Origin of the sequence: Metabacillus idriensis, from assembly GCF_009674765.1 — a bacterium.
GTDB classification, from domain to species: Bacteria; Bacillota; Bacilli; order Bacillales; family Bacillaceae; genus Bacillus_P; species Bacillus_P idriensis.
In genome coordinates this window covers 112,109-131,011 of sequence record NZ_WKKF01000003.1, presented here as the reverse complement: position 1 = coordinate 131,011, position 18,903 = coordinate 112,109, and the positions used below count along the sequence as shown (strand labels likewise).

Annotated in this window: 19 protein-coding genes; 16 read left to right on the top strand and 3 right to left on the bottom strand. The window is 41.4% G+C overall.

Annotated features, from left to right (window positions below; translation table 11 throughout):
• Positions 1 to 9: 9 nt before the first annotated feature.
• Positions 10 to 1,497: a sodium:solute symporter family protein gene (locus GJU41_RS13605; protein ID WP_070879643.1), complete on the bottom strand. Its 1,488-nt coding sequence runs from the start codon at positions 1,495 to 1,497 to the stop codon at positions 10 to 12.
• Positions 1,497 to 1,697: a DUF3311 domain-containing protein gene (locus GJU41_RS13600; protein WP_070879644.1), complete on the bottom strand. Its 201-nt coding sequence runs from the start codon at positions 1,695 to 1,697 to the stop codon at positions 1,497 to 1,499. Before GJU41_RS13600 ends, GJU41_RS13605 begins: the two co-directional genes overlap by 1 nt.
• Positions 1,698 to 1,935: 238 nt before the next feature.
• Here GJU41_RS13600 and GJU41_RS13595 point away from each other — a divergent pair, with 238 nt between their 5' ends.
• The 13 genes from GJU41_RS13595 to GJU41_RS13535 all read left to right on the top strand — a co-directional run bounded on the left by GJU41_RS13595 (position 1,936) and on the right by GJU41_RS13535 (position 15,115).
• A complete protein-coding gene (locus GJU41_RS13595) occupies positions 1,936 to 2,286 on the top strand; it encodes a lmo0954 family membrane protein (protein WP_070879645.1) in 351 nt (116 codons plus the stop codon).
• Between the two features lie 21 nt (positions 2,287 to 2,307).
• On the top strand, positions 2,308 to 2,952 hold the full coding sequence (locus tag GJU41_RS13590; RefSeq protein WP_154318957.1) for a PspA/IM30 family protein: 645 nt from the start codon (positions 2,308 to 2,310) through the stop codon (positions 2,950 to 2,952).
• Between the two features lie 72 nt (positions 2,953 to 3,024).
• Positions 3,025 to 3,756: a cell wall-active antibiotics response protein LiaF gene (gene liaF, locus GJU41_RS13585; protein WP_070879647.1), complete on the top strand. Its 732-nt coding sequence runs from the start codon at positions 3,025 to 3,027 to the stop codon at positions 3,754 to 3,756.
• Positions 3,753 to 4,793 (top strand): sensor histidine kinase, encoded by a 1,041-nt coding sequence (locus tag GJU41_RS13580; RefSeq protein ID WP_154318956.1) that lies wholly within the window; start codon positions 3,753 to 3,755, stop codon positions 4,791 to 4,793. Before liaF ends, GJU41_RS13580 begins: the two co-directional genes overlap by 4 nt.
• Positions 4,786 to 5,418: a response regulator transcription factor gene (locus tag GJU41_RS13575; protein ID WP_154318954.1), complete on the top strand. Its 633-nt coding sequence runs from the start codon at positions 4,786 to 4,788 to the stop codon at positions 5,416 to 5,418. The genes GJU41_RS13580 and GJU41_RS13575 overlap by 8 nt, the downstream gene beginning before the upstream one ends.
• A gap of 170 nt (positions 5,419 to 5,588) precedes the next feature.
• Positions 5,589 to 6,896, top strand: coding sequence for a globin-coupled sensor protein (locus GJU41_RS13570; protein ID WP_070879650.1), 1,308 nt, complete (start codon positions 5,589 to 5,591; stop codon positions 6,894 to 6,896).
• A 467-nt stretch (positions 6,897 to 7,363) separates the two neighbouring features.
• A complete protein-coding gene (locus GJU41_RS13565) occupies positions 7,364 to 8,419 on the top strand; it encodes a putative 2-aminoethylphosphonate ABC transporter substrate-binding protein (RefSeq protein ID WP_083328399.1) in 1,056 nt (351 codons plus the stop codon).
• A gap of 62 nt (positions 8,420 to 8,481) precedes the next feature.
• On the top strand, positions 8,482 to 9,489 hold the full coding sequence (locus GJU41_RS13560) for an ATP-binding cassette domain-containing protein (protein ID WP_070879651.1): 1,008 nt from the start codon (positions 8,482 to 8,484) through the stop codon (positions 9,487 to 9,489).
• A 6-nt stretch (positions 9,490 to 9,495) separates the two neighbouring features.
• Positions 9,496 to 11,253, top strand: a complete 1,758-nt coding sequence (locus GJU41_RS13555; protein WP_070879748.1) for a putative 2-aminoethylphosphonate ABC transporter permease subunit — start codon at positions 9,496 to 9,498, stop codon at positions 11,251 to 11,253.
• Entirely contained in the window at positions 11,254 to 12,051 is a 798-nt protein-coding gene (gene phnX, locus GJU41_RS13550) for a phosphonoacetaldehyde hydrolase (protein ID WP_070879652.1), read from the top strand.
• On the top strand, positions 12,044 to 13,156 hold the full coding sequence (gene phnW, locus GJU41_RS13545; RefSeq protein ID WP_154318952.1) for a 2-aminoethylphosphonate--pyruvate transaminase: 1,113 nt from the start codon (positions 12,044 to 12,046) through the stop codon (positions 13,154 to 13,156). The genes phnX and phnW overlap by 8 nt, the downstream gene beginning before the upstream one ends.
• Positions 13,153 to 14,331, top strand: coding sequence for a saccharopine dehydrogenase family protein (locus tag GJU41_RS13540; RefSeq protein ID WP_070879654.1), 1,179 nt, complete (start codon positions 13,153 to 13,155; stop codon positions 14,329 to 14,331). Before phnW ends, GJU41_RS13540 begins: the two co-directional genes overlap by 4 nt.
• Before the next feature lie 16 nt (positions 14,332 to 14,347).
• Positions 14,348 to 15,115 (top strand): DeoR/GlpR family DNA-binding transcription regulator, encoded by a 768-nt coding sequence (locus GJU41_RS13535; protein ID WP_070879655.1) that lies wholly within the window; start codon positions 14,348 to 14,350, stop codon positions 15,113 to 15,115.
• Positions 15,116 to 15,153: 38 nt separating this feature from the next.
• Here GJU41_RS13535 and GJU41_RS13530 read toward each other — a convergent pair whose 3' ends face one another.
• Positions 15,154 to 16,170 (bottom strand): NADP-dependent oxidoreductase, encoded by a 1,017-nt coding sequence (locus tag GJU41_RS13530; protein ID WP_070879656.1) that lies wholly within the window; start codon positions 16,168 to 16,170, stop codon positions 15,154 to 15,156.
• Between the two features lie 106 nt (positions 16,171 to 16,276).
• On the opposite strand from GJU41_RS13530, the gene GJU41_RS13525 reads away from it, so the two are divergent.
• The 3 genes from GJU41_RS13525 (at position 16,277) to GJU41_RS13515 (ending at position 18,870) form a co-directional block, all read left to right on the top strand.
• The gene (locus GJU41_RS13525; RefSeq protein WP_070879657.1) at positions 16,277 to 16,738 is read left to right on the top strand and encodes a GNAT family N-acetyltransferase; all 462 of its coding nucleotides are present in this window, start codon (positions 16,277 to 16,279) and stop codon (positions 16,736 to 16,738) included.
• On the top strand, positions 16,735 to 17,451 hold the full coding sequence (locus GJU41_RS13520; RefSeq protein ID WP_070879658.1) for a 5-formyltetrahydrofolate cyclo-ligase: 717 nt from the start codon (positions 16,735 to 16,737) through the stop codon (positions 17,449 to 17,451). Before GJU41_RS13525 ends, GJU41_RS13520 begins: the two co-directional genes overlap by 4 nt.
• A gap of 87 nt (positions 17,452 to 17,538) precedes the next feature.
• Entirely contained in the window at positions 17,539 to 18,870 is a 1,332-nt protein-coding gene (locus GJU41_RS13515) for an amino acid permease (protein WP_070879659.1), read from the top strand.
• The last annotated feature ends 33 nt before the right edge of the window (positions 18,871 to 18,903 follow it).

Here is an 18,903-nt window from a genome sequence, read left to right as displayed (position 1 = left end):
CTGTTTCTGTTAAGCGCCTTTTCTTATAGCGTCATGCTCATTTTTCTTAAGAAAAAGGTAGTTGAAAACATGGTTTGTTTTTGCTGAAAAAATCGGATTTAAGATGAATAGAGTCAGGAAGTTTGCTGATAACCCCCAGAAGCCTTCATAAACTCCAAACGATAGGCCTGTACCATATACTGTGAATGTTACTGCTAATCCAACGAGCAGACCGATAATGGTTGCTTCCTTCGTCTGCTTTTGCCAGAAGAGGCTGAGTACGATTGCAGGGAAGATCTGAACCATCCCGGAAACACCAAGCAGCTGCAGTGATACAAGAGCTGTCGGAAATAATAACCCGAAGATTAAGGCTAAACCGATGACCAGAAATACCATACTTCTCGTGATTAGTGTAAGCTTTGCAGGCTTTACATTAGGATTGATTAAATCTCTATAGATATTATTGGCGAATAAATTCGATGCGCCAATAGCCATAATGGAACACGGAATGAGAGAAGCAAGGGCAATGGTTGAATAGGCAAGGCCCTGTGCTACCCCGCCATAGGATGTCTGAATCAGCGTCAGCAATGCAAAACGCGGATCCGTATCTCCGGGAAGGACAAGGAATGCAATGAATCCCAAGAAGATGACAAGGATTAAAACAACATTATATAAAGGCAGAAAAATCGAATTCTTGCGAATGGCATCTGCACTTTTTGCTGTAAATACACCTGTAGCAGCATGCGCCCACATGAACAGGGCAAGAGAAGAAACAATGGCCGCACTTGAGAACCACATTAATCCTTTTGGTCCTGATTCAGGAATCGTTAAAAGCTGAGGCGCCTCTGTCACCACTTTATCAATCATCGGTGTCCATCCCCCGAAGTGAATGATAGGAAGAGATGCAACCATGAAAAGCATGATCGCCCATACAAGAACATCTTTAATAATGGCTGTGTAAGTTGGACCTTTGATCCCGCTGAAAAATGTGTACAGTGCAACTAAGAAAAAAGAGGTAATGACAACCACTGTTACATTGATATAACCAGTACCTGCAACACGTAAAGTATCCATAATGCCGCTTAGCTGTAAATCAATATAAGGAATCAGCATAAGTACGCCGACGATGGCAATTAACGATGAAAGAAGCTTGCTGTCAAAGCGCTCGCGTGCATAATCGGCAAGTGTTGTCAGCTGAAATTCTTTTGCCACCTTCCAAAGCTTTGGAAGAAAAAAATAAGCGATAAAGTATGCCAGAACAGAATAAGGAATAGCGAAAAAGGCAATGCTTCCGGCCTGAAAAGCTGTACTGGTTAAACCTAGAAAAGTATAAGCGGTGTATAGATCGGCACCTACTAAAAACCAGACAAGCAGTCCTCCAAATTTTCTGCCGCCAACCGACCACTCTTCAACAGAGCTTCTTGAAGCTTTATCACGTCCGGCTAAAAAACCAATTAAAACAACCGTTAAAATGATGAAAATTGTAATACTGAGTGCTGTAACATTTCCTTGCTGCATTATTCAAGACCTCCCTGTTTCTTTTGAATTCTAAAGATTCCCCACGTGCATAAAGGAGTCAGGGCGATCCACAGGAAAAGCCAGAAGTGCAGGAACGGCAGCCCGAGTATGATCGGATCAATCCTGTTTACAAAAGGAAGCAAGATAATCTGTAAAAATGGGATAAAAATAAGGATTCCAATCAAATATTGTTTTTTCACAAAAATGCCTCCTGTAATTTCATAGTTGAATGTTCATTATGATAACAAGGAAATAAGTATTGGACAAGAGGGAATTTTTAAAATTATGTAAAAATTTAATATATTAGACGAGATAGTAAGGAGAAGTGTGGTCTCATGGCCTGCTACGCCTCAGGTCTTAGTTCAAAATAAAGCTCAGGCTCGTTATGGGAAAACGGCAGGGAAGGTAGGATAGAGATATAGAAAGGAGGAACAGAAAATGAAAAAATTCGGTTTATTGATCGCAGGGGGTATTGCAGCCATAGTCCTGCTTGCAAATTTGGCCCCAATGCTTGCGCTGGCCATCAGTCTTGTTATTCTCTATTACTCGTATAAAGGATTCATGAAGACGGATTCAACTGGAATGAAAGTTTTCTGGGCAATCTTCGGAATTATTGCCTTATGTGCATCGGCATCAAATCTGCCAGCCGTGCTTGGCGCAGTCGCAGCTTACATCCTGTATGTTGTCTATAAAAAGTGGAACAACAAAGAAAAGTCATCTTTTAAAGAATCAAACGACCCATTCACTAATTTTGAAAGACAATGGGCAGAAATGAAAAAAAACCAATAACAGAAAGAGGAGAGGAAATAAATGAGTCATTTATTTACAAGAATCAAGGAAACAATCACTGCAGATTTTCACGAAATACTGGATCAAAAAGAACAGAAGAATCCAATCGCTATGCTGAATCAGTACTTAAGAGAATGTGAGCAGGAAACAGATAAGGTCCGCAAGCTCGTCGAAAGACAGTATTTATTAAAAGAAGAATTCACCCGCGAATATAAGGAGGCAGAGCACCTTACTGAAAAACGCAAGCGCCAGGCAGAAATTGCAGCACAGGCCGGCGAAACAGAACTGCACGAATTTGCAGTGAGAGAACATGACCAATATCAGGAGCGGACAGTAAGACTGAACGAGTCCCTCAAAGAAGTAACCCGTCAATTAGAAGATCTTGAACGCAAGTATGAAGAAATGAAGCATAAACTAAAGGACATGTATATCAAGCGCATGGAACTGATGGGCCATGAAAATACAGCCCGGGCCTCTCACCGCATGAACAAAGTATTAGACAGCAGCAGCTATTCAGCCGGTTCCTATGGACGCTTTGACGAGATGGAAAACTATCTTGACCGCTTAGAGCACCAGGTCAACACAGGCTATCACCGCAATACAATTGATGGAAGAATTGCACAGCTTGAAAAAGAACTTAAAAAAGAAGATTCTATTGCACAATAAAAACATGGTATTCTAAAGAAGGCGTAGATTTCTGCGCCTTTTTAAAACAAGGACGCAAGGAGGTAAGCCCATATGCTCAAAAAAGCGAACGCTGATATGATGACGTATATATTGCTCATTGGAATCGTTCTGTTAATGCTTGAAGTCCTGTTTGATCATGGTGGGCTTATCTTTTTTCTGATTTTCTCATCCATCTGCATCTATCTTGGGAAAAAACGCCTTGCCAGAAAAACGGGGAAACTTCTCTTTTGGTTTGGCTTAATCAGTTTGGTTATCACAGTCATGAATTTATGGGCGGTCAAATTTCTGATTTTCGCAATCGCCATTTATTTATTGTTTCAATACCGTCAATCTAAGAAAACACCTGCGGTTATTACACCTGAAATAAAAGAGTCGATTTTACTGAAAAAAGAAGATGTCCTTTATAAGAAGCCATTGTTCAGCAACAATGTTTTTGGTCAGCAGACTTCTGCTGAAGAAATCTATGAATGGAATGATATTAATATCCAAAGCGGAATCGGAGACACAATTATTGATCTCAGCAATACCGTTTTGCCGAAGGAAGAATGCATCATTGTGATCCGGAATGTTATCGGAAATGTGAAAATCCTCCTCCCATATGAGCTTGATGCAGCGTTTCAGCATTCTTCATGGGCCGGAGCTGTATCCATCTTTGAACATCGAGAGCCAAAGGTCTTTAATCAAGTTGTTTCGTATCAGACAAAAGGCTACGAGGATGCCGTGCAAAAGGTAAAAGTGGTGACATCTTCGATTGTCGGTGATTTAGAGGTGAAAAGGATATGAGCAGCATTTTTCGCCACATGGCTTTAGGTGCAGCCATTTCTTTTTCCGTTCTCGTCTTCTTATCTGTCAGTTTTTTTGTCATGTTTCCGCTGAATGACTGGAGCATCTTATGGCAAAGTGAAATGCTTGATCTCCCTTTTATCTATTTCGTTCCTGCAGTCAGTCTGCTGATAGGCATGTTTCTTGGCCTGCTCTCGGGTATATTTCTGCGAAGCGATATTGTTCAGCTGTCAGATGGACTTTCACAGCTGGAGCAGGGAAAATTCACAGATGCCTCTTTTAACCGAAAGTCAGGAGAATTTGAAAAGCTCTGGCAGCATCTGCGCAATCTTCAAAAGCATATGACAGAGCAAACAAAGCTTTCTCAAAAGCTCGCAAATGAAAAAGCAGAAGAACAGGAGAAACGCATACAGAAAATCGTTTCCGAAGAGCGCAACCGGCTTGCAAGGGAGCTTCATGATTCAGTCAGTCAGCAGCTTTTTGCCGCATCTATGATGATGTCAGCCGTTAATGAATCAGCAGATCATCGCAGCGAAGCAGAAAATAAACAATTAAGCATGGTTGAGCAGATGATTCATCAATCCCAGCTTGAAATGAGGGCTCTGCTCCTGCATCTCAGACCGGCAGCCCTCAAGGGAAAAACGCTCAATGAAGGGATGCAGGAACTCTTAGAAGAGCTGCAGCAGAAGGTTCCGATGGAGATTTCATGGAAAATGGAAGAAATGAAGCTTGATAAAGGAATTGAAGATCACCTTTTCCGCATCCTGCAGGAATGTGTTTCAAATACACTTCGCCACTCAAAAGCAGAAACACTTGAAGTGCTTTTTATTGAACGGGATGATTTGATTTTGCTTAGAGTAATGGATGATGGCGCAGGATTTAAAGTCGATGCTGCAAAAACAGGAAGCTATGGCCTTCAGAATATGCACGAAAGAGCAGCCCTGCTTGGAGGCACGATGAAAATTGTCAGCTTCCCCGGAAAAGGAACGAAGCTTGAAGTGAAAATACCAGTTGTAAGGGGTGAGAATAATGATTAAAGTCTTATTTGTAGATGATCATGAAATGGTGCGGATCGGTGTTTCCTCCTATTTAGCCGCTCAAAGCGACATTGAAGTAGTGGGTGAAGCCGATAACGGCTTTAAAGCAATCGAACTTGCTCTCGAACTCCGTCCTGATATTATCTTAATGGATCTTGTCATGGAAGGAATGGACGGGATTGAAGCAACGAGACAAATCATTGAGAAATGGCCTGAAGCGAAAATCATTATTGTCACAAGCTTTCTGGATGATGAAAAAGTGTATCCTGCCCTTGAAGCAGGTGCAACAAGCTATATGCTGAAGACATCCAAAGCAAGCGAGATCGCAAATGCAGTCCGGAATACATTCCATGGGCAATCTGTTCTCGAACCGGAGGTCACCGGGAAAATGATGATGAAAATGCGTCAAAAACCTGTTCACCATCCTCATGACGAACTGACCGCACGGGAAATGGAAATTCTGCTGCTCGTTGCAGAAGGAAAAACAAATCAGGAAATTGCCGATGAAATATTTATTGCATTAAAAACAGTGAAAACACATGTCAGCAATATCTTAAGCAAGCTTGACGTGCAGGACCGCACACAAGCGGTTATATATGCATTTAAGCATTCCCTTGTTCAATAAAGCTTGCAGGGGTACATAAGGTGAGAACAAAGTGCAGATCGCAGAAGATTTGCGCTTTTTTTATTGTTTTCGGGACTTTAGTTTTATTTTTTTCTGCCGATAGTAGGAATAGAATGTCGTTTTTATAAATTGAACGTTATTTCACTAATTGAAAATAAGGGGTACTTAGCATGCTGACACTTTTCTCAAAAAAACAACCGGCAGAAACATTCAATCCTGTCATGGGATTTCCTGAAGATAAACATATGGTAGTTGTTGAAGATAAAGAATTGTCTTCGAGGCTTGCTTACATGGGTTATACAAATGAACAGCTCGAAACATTAAAGGAACTGAAGCCTGTTGTCATGCCTCTCCTCGATGAACTCCTTGAAACAGTGCTGAATCACTTATACAAGCAGCCTGTACTAAGCAGGATTGCGGGGGACCACTCCACAAGAGCGCGTTTAAAAGCTGTGTTTGTTGATTATTTTAAAAGCCTGCTGAGCGGTGAAATGGATGAACAGTTCTTTGAGATGAGAAACCGCATCGGAGGCACGCATAACAGAGCGCACTTGCCTGTTACATGGTTTTTGGCAACATATTCAGCAATCAGTACTCTGCTGATTCCAAAGGTCGTTCAGGTGCTTCAAACTGAGCCGCAAAAACTCTCTGTGGCACTGCTTGCAATCACTCATGCTATAAATCTTGATTCACAGCTTGTTGTGGATCAATATATGCAAAAAAGAATGAATGAGCTGAATGAGCTGAATGAAGAAAATGTAAACCTGCAAAGGGAGCTTTCTTCTATCAGCCAGGAGATGGCCGCATCTGTTCAGCTTACGGACTCTACCATGAATGAGACAAGCTCAAAGGCTGAACAAATCCGGGAAGAAATTCAATCCACTCAAAAAAGCAGCAAAAACCTTCTTAACTTGACGAACAAAAACGAAGAGCAAATGGACGAAATGGTTTCTGCGTTTGGAGAGGTTATTGCAAAAGTGGAAAGCTCACTTGAGGGAATTGGAGACCTCAAAGGCATTTCGGACAAAATCACAAGAATGACAAAAGAAATTGAAGGAATTGCTGACCAGACAAACCTGCTGGCATTAAATGCTTCCATTGAAGCGGCACGCGCAGGCGATCACGGAAAAGGATTCGCCGTTGTAGCAAGCGAAGTCAGAAAGCTTGCAGAGGATTCCAAAAGAACAAGCAATGAAATCAACGCCCTAATCTCAAACAGCAACAAGCATATGGACACAATCGTCACTATCATGAGCTCAATGAATGAGTCCACTCAAACCTCTCAATCCCAAATCCAGCAAGTACGGAGCGGGCTTGTCACAGTAAAGATGGAGATGGAGAATTACATGGAGATGTTCAGCAGAAACACAGTCGATTTGGATGCTATTGTTGATTCAATTCAGGAAATCAATAAAACAACAGAGAGCCTGTCGGACCTGGCAAATGTTCTTCTTCAAAAAGCGGAGAGTAAGATGTAATTTTGGAAGCCTGCATTTTTATATGCAGGTTCTTTTTGTTTATAAAAACGAAAAGGGGCTGTCCGATAAGTCCCTAAAATAAAGCAGGCAGGAAAACCTTCTGTTTTTCCTGCCTGCTTTTCTGTGAAAATAATTAGTGGCGTCAGTTCTAGTAGCCCTGCCACTTTTAACAGCTCAAGGTCCAGCTAGTGGCATCAAACGCCGTAGTGCTGCCACTTTTGATTGAGCAAGTTCCCAAAAGAAGGGGCTGTCCAATAAGTCAGTAAAAAATGACTTTATAGACAGCCCTTCTTTTTCACACCAAGAGTTATATTAGCGTCTACCTGCTTACACTTTATTAGTTGAAAACAATGGAAAACAACAATAAATCACACAAAACAATTTCTTAACTCCACATTAATATGTGCTTAACATTGTGGTTTTATATTGTATTTGTAAGGTAAATCACGAAACGGGGAGAAAAAACAATGAAAAACCATATTCTTAAGCTTTTCGTTTTACTTATGTCAATTATTTTGTTAACTGCTTGCGGATCGAATGCTTCTAACGGAAATGGAACAGAAGGTGAGCTGACTGTTTACACCGCAATTGAAGAGGAATTGATTCCAGAATACTTAAAATCATTTGAAGAGAAATACCCGAATATTGATTTAAATATTGTTCGGGATTCAACCGGAATTATTACAGCCAAGCTTTTAGCAGAAGGAAAAGATACTGAAGCAGATGTTGTTTGGGGACTTGCAGCATCAAGTCTGCTTGCGCTGGATGGAAAGGAAATGCTTGAAGGCTATACTCCAAAGGGCTCAGATAAAATTCTTCCGGAATATAAAGATGCCAATCAGCCAGAAAAATGGGTTGGAAACACAGCATTTATGACCGGGATCGTCGTAAACGAAGTGGAGCTTGAAAAGAAAAACCTGCCCATCCCAAAAACGTATGAAGATTTAACAAAGCCTGAGTACAAAGGGTTAATCGTTATGCCTCACCCTGCATCATCAGGAACAGGATACTTAACAGTCAATGCATGGCTGCAGATGATGGGCGAGGAAAAAGGCTATGAATATATGGAAAAGCTGCATGAAAACATAGGTACTTACACCCATTCAGGGTCAAAGCCTGCTAAGTTATCTGCAGCTGGCGAGTATCCAATTGGAATTTCATTAGTTTACAGCGGCGTTACTCAAAAACAAGATGGTGCTCCTGTAGATGTGATCCTCCCTGAAGAAGGTTTGGGCTGGGATGTTGAAGCGAATGGTCTTATTGCTAAAAATGAGATGAAAAATGAAGAAGCTGCAAAAGCTTTCTTAGATTGGGCCATTACAGAAGATGTCATGAAGAAATATTATGATGCAAATGGATTTTCAACAATGGAAAACAAGTTTGAAAAGACTGAAGCATTCCCTGAGGGTGTAGAAGACAAAATGTACAAGGACAATGACCTGAATTGGGCTGCGGAAAACCGCGATATGATCCTTAAAAAGTGGGAAGCAGAATTTGGTGAAAAAGCAGAACCAAAAGAGTAAGAAAATGAGGATTGGCGGGAACTTAGTTTCCCGCCAAATCCATTAGAAAGGCTGGGGTCAAGATGCCGAATTCCTATCTGAAGGTTGAAGGAATAAGTAAAAACTTCAATCAGTTTACAGCTCTTAACAATGTATCTTTTGATATAAGAAAAAATGAATTTGTTTGTCTGCTCGGTCCGAGCGGATGTGGAAAAACAACCCTGCTGCGCATCATTGCAGGGCTTGAAGAACCAAATGCAGGCCGTGTTTATGTGAATGGAAAAGATATGACAGAATTGCCGCCAGCTAAGCGAAACTTCGGAATCGTATTTCAATCCTATGCGTTATTTCCAAATCTAACTGCTCTTCAAAATATTGAATTTGGACTAAAAACGCGCAAGTATCCGAAAAAAGCGGTGAAAGAGAAAGCACTGGAGGCTTTGAATCTAGTTGATCTTCTGCATGTTAAAGACAAATTTCCTGCTCAGCTCTCAGGCGGTATGCAACAGCGGGTTTCGCTTGCCAGAGCGATTGCGCTTGAGCCGGACTTTCTGCTGCTGGATGAACCTTTATCAGCGCTTGATGCAAAAGTGCGTGAAAAACTGCGCTATGAAATTCGCGCCATTCAAGAAAAGATTGGGATCACAACGATTATGGTTACGCATGATCAGGAGGAAGCATTAACAATGGCAGATCGGATTGTCGTCATGAATCATGCTCAAATCATGCAGGCGGGTACTCCACAAGAAGTGTACCATCAGCCGAATCAGCCATTTGTAGCGAACTTTATCGGCTCTATGAATTTCTTGAATTCAAACACAAACCAAATGATGGCGATTCGCCCAGAGCATGTCCAGGTTACAAATGATGACGGAGCAAATGCAGTAATTCAGTCAGTTGAATTCAAAGGTCCAGTCTATCGGGTGAAAGTGAAAATTACTGAAAAAGACTCGAAGCTGTTCAATCAGAATCTGCTTGTTGATTTATCGGCTCATATGGCGCACTGCATGGATCTTTCGAAGGGGAAATCTTTGAAGATTTCGCTGCCGGATCATCGATTGTTAGCCTACAAAGAACAGGTGGTTGTCTAAATGGAGATGCGAATGGCCAATGCTCATTCAAAGCTTTCAACGAATAAACGTAAACGGCAAAAAGCAGGATTAAATGAATGGCTGCAGCGTTTGCTGTTGATCTTCTCGCTTTTAGCTATTGCTGCTGTATTGGTGCTCCCATTACTGATGTTGTTTGTACAAGCATTTATTGACAGTGATGGCATCTTTATTGGACTGCAGAATTTTGTCAGCTACTTTCAATCGGAAATTCTAGTTCAATCTCTGCAAAATACAGTCTTTGTTTCAAGCATCACGACCATCCTTGCAGTAAGTCTGGCATTTGTCTATGCATTTGCAATCACCCGGACAAACGTATATGGAAAAGCAATCTTTCGCTATTCTGCTTTGCTTCCGTTATTTGCACCTACGATGATGCACGGAATTGCCTTAATGTATCTATTTGGCAATCAAGGATTAATTACAAATGGATTTTTTGAAACGATTCCCGGGTTTAAGATCGATTTATATGGCCCAATCGGAATCATTATGGCAGAAACCATTTACACCTTTCCACAAGCATTTCTGATTTTAATGGTTGCCTTATCAGGTGCCGATCAGCGACTATATGAAGCAGCTGACTCAATGGGCGCAAGCGGGATAAACAAGTTTTTCACCATTACACTTCCATCGGCGAAGTACGGCTTAATCAGTTCTATTTTTGTCGTGTTTACTCTGAGTTTTACAGATTACGGGGCTCCTAAAATAGTAGGCGGACAATATAACGTTCTTGCGACAGATGTCTATAAGCAGGTCATCGGCCAGCAAAACATGGGGATGGGTGCCACAGTAGGCATGATTCTCATGCTTCCGGCGTTACTCGCTTTTGCCGTTGACCAGCTTACGCAGCGGAAACAACAAGGTGCCGCCAGTTCAAAAGCAGTTCCTTATCAAATAAAACGAAATCCTTTAAGAGACCGTTTAGCATTTCTCTATTGCTCTGGCATTTCATTAGCCGTTTGCGTTCTGTTTTTAGCTGTTTTCATTGCTGCCAGCGTGAAAATATGGCCATATAACATGACATTTACATTAGAGCATTTTGCCTTTGACAGTTTTACGGGCGATGGCTTAACAGCTTATAAAAATAGTTTGCTTGCAGCGGTTCTGACAGCAATCTTCGGAACGATTTTTACGTTCATTTTTGCTTATATGATTGAAAAATTCAGAGGAATGATTGGACTCCGGAAATTGAGCACCTTTTTATCTCTTATTCCTCTTGCAGTTCCTGGTCTTGTCATTGGACTTGGGTACATCTTTTTTTTCAGCAAGCAAAATCTATCAATCTTTGGATATACGATAGCAAATCCGTTTCATTTTCTGTACGGAACCATTGCCATTATTGTCATTGCAAATATTGTTCACTTTTATTCTGTTTCGTTTATTACCGCAACAACTGCACTGAAAAAACTGGACAAAGAATTTGAGCTCGTATCAGAGTCTATGGGTGTTCCGTTTTATCAAACCTTCATGAAGGTGACGATTCCAATGTGTCTGCCGGCCATTCTTGAAGTAGCAATGTATTATTTTGTGAACGCAATGGTGACAGTTTCAGCGGTCATATTCCTATATACAGCAGATTTTAAGCTTGCTGCAGTATCGATCGTCAATATGGATGATGCCGGAAATCTAGCTTCAGCCGCTGCTATGAGTATATTAATTGTTGCAACGAACATTCTTGTCAGGGTTACCTATGAACTGATTGTAAAATGGATGAAAAATCGTAAATCACTGAAGGAGGAACTATAAATGAGGAAAATTGAAGGAGTCATTTTGGATTGGGCAGGAACAACGGTTGATTATGGATGCTTTGCTCCGCTTCAGGTGTTTATAGAAGTTTTTCTGAATCGGGAAGTGAGCATTACAGCAGAGGAAGCGCGCAAACCGATGGGATTATTAAAAATTGATCATATACGAGCACTATGCGAAATGCCGCGTATTAAAGAAGAATGGGTAACTGTTCATGGGCAGGAACCGACTGAACAGGATATTGAAAAAATGTACGAAGAGTTTGAAAGGATTATATTTGACATTCTTCCGCAATTTACAACGCCGCTGCCAGGCGTGATTCAAACGATACAAAAGCTTCGAGAGCAAGACTTGAAAATTGGCTCTACTACAGGATACACAAAAGAAATGATGAAAATTGTGGCGCCTCACGCAAAGGAAAAAGGATATTTTCCCGATTATCTTTTTACTCCTGATGATGTAAAAGCGGGCCGCCCATATCCATGGATGACCTACATGAATGCAATCGAGATGGGCATTTATCCAATGAACAAACTCGTAAAAGTCGGTGATACCGTTTCAGACATGAAAGAAGGCATCAACGCTGGCATGTGGGCAGTAGGAGTGATTCTTGGAAGCAATGAGCTTGGATTGACGGAAGATGAAGTGAGCAGGCTTGACCAGGACGAGTTAAAGGAAAAGATGGATGAAGTCAGGGACCGTTTCTATGGAGCTGGTGCTCATTATGTGCTGAATGAATTTGCAGAACTGATTCCTTTACTGGAAAAAATAGAAAAGGGACTGACAGAACATGAATAATCCATACTTGCTGTTAACACCTGGACCTTTATCCACTTCAAAAACCGTCCGTGAGTCAATGCTAAAGGATTGGTGCACGTGGGATAAAGATTATAACGCAATCGTTCAGGATATTAGAATGAGATTAACAGCTCTTGCAGCACCCGGTTCAGAAGAATACACGGCTGTTCTTATGCAGGGAAGCGGAACGTTTTCCGTTGAATCTGTCATTTCAAGCGTGATCCCGAAAGAAAATGGGAAGCTCCTCGTTGCATGCAACGGAGCATATGGCGAACGAATCGCTGATATGGCGGTTATCCTGGGGATCCCTACGATCATTTACAGATCAGATGAGCAAACCGTTCTCGATATCGAATCCATACAAGAATTGCTTGAAACGCATAAAGATCTTACACATCTTGCTGTCGTGCATTGTGAAACGACAACAGGAATGCTGAATCCGATTGAAGATATAAGCCGTCTCGCAAAGGAGCATGGACTAATCACGATCGTTGATGCAATGAGCAGCTTTGGCGGAATTCCGATTGATGTCTCCGCCTTGAAAATCGATTATTTGATCAGCAGCGCTAATAAATGCATTCAAGGTGTTCCTGGTTTTGGATTTATCATTGCGAAAAAAGAAGAGCTTGCTGCATGTAAAGGAAATGCAAGATCTCTGTCTCTTGATTTATATGATCAATTTGAAACAATGGAAAAACATAATGGAAAATGGCGATTTACGTCACCGACACATGTTGTGAGAGCTTTTTTTCAGGCACTGGTTGAGCTTGAAGAAGAGGGCGGTGTTTTGGCAAGATATGAGCGCTATAAGGAAAATCAGCACCGGCTTGTTGAGGGAATGCAGAGTATGGGCTTTGCTCCATTGCTGAATCAAGAAAACCAGTCCCCGATCATTACGGCATTTTTGTATCCTAAAGGCGCTTCGTTTACATTTGAAGGATTCTATGAAGCGTTAAAGCAAAAAGGATTTGTCATTTATCCTGGGAAAATTTCTAAACTGGACACCTTCAGAATCGGAAACATCGGCGAGGTCTTCCCCGAAGATATAGATCGATTATTAACGGCAATTAAAGAGACATCATCAGAAGGGGCTGTGAAACTGTGAAAGTATTTTGTTTAGGCGGAGCTGGAAAAATTTGCAGAGAAGCGATTTTAGATTTAGTGGAGCATTCCGAATTTGAAAAAATTACAGTAGCAGATTTCAATGAAGAAGAAGGCATGAAGGTTGTTGAGTGGCTGAATGATCCGCGAGTCGATTTTGTAAAAGTGAACGTGTTTGATCATGATGATACAGTCTCCAAAATGCGGGGATATGATATTGTAATGGACGGCACCACGATAACGCTGAACGGAAAATCAACAGCTTGCATCGCAGAAGCTGGCTGTCATGGCATAAATTTAAACGGTTTTGGCGAAGAGGATTCAATGCACGAATTATTTCAGAGCAATGAAAAAACGTGTCTTCCCGGTTTTGGAATGACACCCGGCCTGACTCAAATGATGGCCATGCATGCTGCAAATCAGCTTGATGCAATAGAGTCTGTAAGAGTCAGCCACGGTTCTTTCCGCCCGATTGCGTTTTCTCGCTCAATTGCAGAAACAACGTCCTATGAATATGATCCTAATCTTCCATCACGAGTCGTTTTTGAGTATGGTGAGTTCATCCAAGTGCCTCCGTTTGCGAGACCAATGGAGATTGAGCTTCCGCAGCCATATGGAAAAGGTGTGCAGTATATTATTCCTCACTCAGAAACGAAAACACTTGCTCAAGCTTTAAAGCATAAAGACGTTCAGTTAATCGAAGTTCGAGGAACGTGGCCGCAGCAAAATATGCAGCTAGTGCGGGCATTATATGATTATGGTATTTTGCGGAATGATAAATTCATCATGAACGGTACAGAAGCAGGAATTATGGATTGTATCTCTGAATACTTATATCAATCAAAAGAAGGCTCAGAAACCGAACTCTATGGCTATGCTCTTCATATCCAGGTCATTGGCACGAAAGATGGCGAAAGAGTAGAGCACATCCTAACTCATACGCATCCTTCTTCAGATGGCACTGTCCAAGGCTGGGAAGGATTAAGAGCCTATACCCGCAACGTAGCCATTCCATTTGCCATTGCCGCAGAATTGATAGCAAAAGGTGAGGTTAAGAAAAAAGGAATTGTGATTCCAGAGGATGCATTTGCTGATCCAGTGAAAATATTTAATCAATTAGAAAATCGTGGTATATTTATCCATGAAGAGATCATTAAATTGGAAGAAAATAATCGTTAATATAGGAGTCTGAGGAATGTCTTTATTAGCAGAGGAAAGAAAACGAGTCATTGCGGAGCTAATAGAAAAACAAGGAAAAGTGAAAGTCAATGATCTTGCAAAGGATTTTGACGTATCAACTGAAACCATCAGGCGTTACTTAGAAGAGCTTGAAACTGAAAAAAAACTGAAGAAAGTGTATGGAGGCGCCGTAAAAATTTCTGAAGCAAAGGAAGAACCAGCACTTTTTGAACGGGAAATCATAAGAATTGAAGAAAAGCAGTGCATTGCAAACAAAGCAGTATCTTCCATTAATAAAAATGACGTAATTTTTATCGACGAGGGAAGTACAACCTTGCAGATGGTCAGGCCTTTATGTGACTGTTCAAATGTAACTGTCATTACAAATTCCTTTCCAGTTGCGTCGCTCTTGATATCATACGCCAATAAGAAACTGTTTGATGGAGAGGTCATTTTTATCGGCGGAAGTGTGAGAAGCAAGCATTACCGTTCCTCTGGAGCGTTGGCGGAGCAAATGGCGAAAGAATTTTACGTAAATAAAGCGTTCATTTCAATAGACGGCATCTCAGCTGAGGATGGAATTACCTGCTTTGATCTCGAGAAATCGGTTTTGTCAAAAATACTCATTCAAAATGCAAAGGAAGTTTACGTTTTAGCTGACAACTCTAAAATTGGTGAACGCGCCAACTATAAAATGGTTCCTCTTGAAAAAGTGGACAAAATTATCTCAAATGTTAATCAGCCGGATGAATGGGATGTTCCTTGCGATTGGATTCAATGTTAAACAAAGTCGACCGGATTTGGTCGACTTTTTTATTATTATTATTTTGACTGCTCAGCAATTTTAACAAGCTGCTTACCTAGATTCGTTCCTTCAAACAAGCCAAGGAATGCCTGTGGGATATTTTCAAAGCCGTACACGATGGTCTCTTCATATTTCAGCTTGCCTTCCTGCAGCCAGCCTGCAAGTTCTCTTGCGCCTTCGCTGAAGCGGGAAGAGAAATCGCCGACTACGAATCCCTGCATGAGGACACTTGATTTGATCAGTGTTGTTTCAATGCGCGGGCCTAAGTCAGCACCGTCTGAATTATAAGTTGAAATCGCACCGCACACTGGAATGCGTGCAAATTTATTCAGCAGTTTATGGACAGCTTCTGAGATTTCTCCGCCTACGTTGTCATAATAGACATCCACGCCATTTGGGCATGCTGCTGCAAGTGCTTTTCCTACATCTTCTGTTTTATAATTAATAGCAGCATCAAATCCAAGTTCATTAATCAAATACTTGATTTTTTCATCTGAACCCGCAATACCCACAACTCGTGCACCTTTGATTTTTGCAATTTGGCCAACTGCAGAACCAACTGCTCCTGCTGCACCTGAAACAACGACTGTTTCGCCTTCTTTAGGTTTGCCGATATCAAGCAGACCGAAATACGCTGTTAGTCCAGGCATGCCAAGGATGCCAAGATAGGCTGAAATGGGTGCGATGGAAGGGTCAATTTGGCGGACCTCTTTTTCCCCTGCCACAGAGTATTCTTGCCAAGGAAGATTGCCGATGACGATATCCCCCTGTTTTAAGTTGCTGCCTTTTGAATCGACAACCTCGCCAACAACTCCGCCTGAAATCGGTTCATTCAGCTGAAAAGGCGCCACATAGGATTTGCCTTCATTCATGCGGCCTCTCATATATGGATCCACTGATAAATACAGAGTGCGGATGAGGACTTGTCCTTCATCGGGTGTAGGCACAGGCACTTCTGCATATTGAAACGTCTCGGCTGTTGGTTTTCCTGATGGACGATCTGCAAGCAGTATTTGTTTTTGTGAATACGTCATTTTTTCATCCTCCTGATATCGTTTTTATTAACGTATCACCTTGCAGCGGACAAGGCAAAGAAAGAGCCTTTTAAAATGTTCTTATGAAGAAGAAAGAGGGAATAACATGATTACAATAAAACGATTGGATTCGGTAAAGACTGAAGAAATCTCAAATCTTTTAGACGAAAGTAAACGGGAGGGATTTCATTTTCTGGAAAGACTCGCTGCTGATTATCAATCAGGAGACAATACGTTTAAAAAGCCAGGTGAGATGCTGCTGGGTGCATTTCATAATGAAACACTGATTGGCATCGGAGGCATAAATCAGGATCCATATTCACAAAATGAAAAGGCTGGGCGCATAAGAAGATTTTATGTTTCAAAAGAACATAGAAGACAAGGTGTGGGCGAACTTATATTAAGAGCTCTTTTAAAGGGAACTGAAGATTTTTTCGATGTCGTTGTTCTCAGAACGGATTCTCAGGAAGCGTCCCTTTTTTACAAGCAGGCGGGATTTATAGAAGATGATCGATATGAAAATTCAACACATTCTTTAGATTTGATGCGAAAGGGGGACATTTCATGAAAACGAAGGACGAAATTCGCCAAGATAAATGGGACAGGCTTGAGACAGAGAAACTTGGGGGATTTCCGTTTCCTTTGAAAAATAGAATTCCGAATTTTAAAGGGGCAGCAGCTGCGGCAGAATATGCCGCGCAGCTTGAAGTATATAAAAAAGCGGAAGTCATAAAAATAAATCCTGATGCGCCGCAGCTTCCTCTTCGTGCCCGTGTCATAAAAGACGGAAAAACACTCCTCGTTCCGACTCCGAGGTTAAAAGCAGGCTTTATTATGCTGAAAAGAGAATGGGTCCCTGATGGGGAAGAGCGCAGAGCTGTCAGCTTAAAGAATATTAAACAATATGGGAAAGAAGTTCCGTTATCAGAGCTGCCGAGGGTTGACTTAATTGTTGCCGGATCAGTCGCTGTTCATAAAGACGGAAGAAGAATCGGCAAAGGTGAAGGGTATTCGGATCGCGAGTATGCCATCATGAGGGAGCTTGGAAATCCTCATGTTCCGGTTATATCAACTATTCACAGTATTCAAGTGACAGAGGAAGAGTTTGAAGTGGATACATATGATTTACCTGTTGATTATATCGTTACAGAGCTCGGTGTGATAGAAACGAACACACCATACAGCAAGCCGGACGGGATTCACTGGGATAAGGTGACGGAAGAGGAAAAAGGAGAGATGCCGGTTTTAAATGAGATATGGGAGCTGACGAAAAACACCTAAATTTCAGGCAGTTTTCACGTTTCTGCTTTTTTGTTAAGATAACATGTACTACAAAAGAGCATAGAAGATTAGTAAGGAGAGACGAGAATGAGTTCGAATAAAGACGAATTAGCAAGAGGACTGAAATCAAGGCATGTCACCATGATTGCCCTTGGCGGTGCGATTGGGGCCGGTATTTTTCAGGGAAGCAGTTCATCCATTGAGCTTGCGGGACCAGGTGTCATTTTATCTTATTTATTAGCGGGGATTATTTTATATTTTGTCATGCAGGCAATGGCTGAAATGGCTGTTCAGCAGCCTAAAGCGAAAACATTGAGAGATTTGATTCAGACATTTCTCGGTCCATATGCAGGATTTTTTTCAGGATGGATTTATTTCATCAGCTGGATGCTTGTTATGGCGGCAGAAATGGCAGCAGCGGCTGGGTTTTTGAAATATTGGTTTACAGATACGCCGCTATGGCTGCTGTCGTTGATTGTTTCTATCTTAATTACTGTTATTAATTTGTTTGCAGTAAACATATTTGGAGAGACAGAGTACTGGCTTTCTGCTTTAAAGGTATCCGTGTTAACCCTGTTTATATTACTTGGAGGAGTTCTGATTTTTGCAGGTTTTAATGGAGAAAGTGCTGCAGGATTTGAAAACCTTACAGAGCATGGCGGATTTCTTCCATTTGGGATATCAGGTATTGCTGCTTCCATGCTTGTTGTTATGTTTTCATTCGGCGGCACCGAAATGATCGGGATGACGCTTGGTGAAACAGAAAATCCGGAAAAGGTTATTCCAAAAGCAGCACGCAGCGTTATAATACGTATTTTAGTCTTTTACGTCCTTCCGATTCTTGTCATTGTCAGTCTGATGCCATGGAATGAGGTTGGTAAGCAAAGCCCGTTTGTCACGGTATTTGATACGCTGGGCATTCCATATATCGGAGGATTTATGAATTTCGTCCTGCTGACTGCTGTGATATCCGCGGCAAACACTGGGATGTATGCTGCATCACGCCTCCTGTACACACAGGCTTTGGACGGAAACGCACCGAAGTTTTTCTCGAAGTTATCTTCTAAACGTGTGCCTGTCAGAGCACTGCTTGCGAGTACTTCATTCTTATATATAGGAGTAATTGTTGCTGTATTTGCTGAAGGTGAAACATTTGGCTATCTAATGGTCGTGCCCGGATACGCGATTTTATCTATTTGGATTTTGCTTACTATTGCTCATTTGAAAAGCAGAAAACCAGGTGTAGCCCTAAAAGGATTTTTCGTAAAAAGCTATCCATATACATCATGGTTTTCATTAATCGCTTTACTTGCCATTCTGGCGGGGATATTAATGACTTCACCGCCAATCGGTACGATAATCACTCTGTCGATATGTATCATTTTGACACTGATTTATCTGTTTGGTGCAAAAAAATAATCCAAGGGAAATTTTCCCCTTGGATTATTTTTA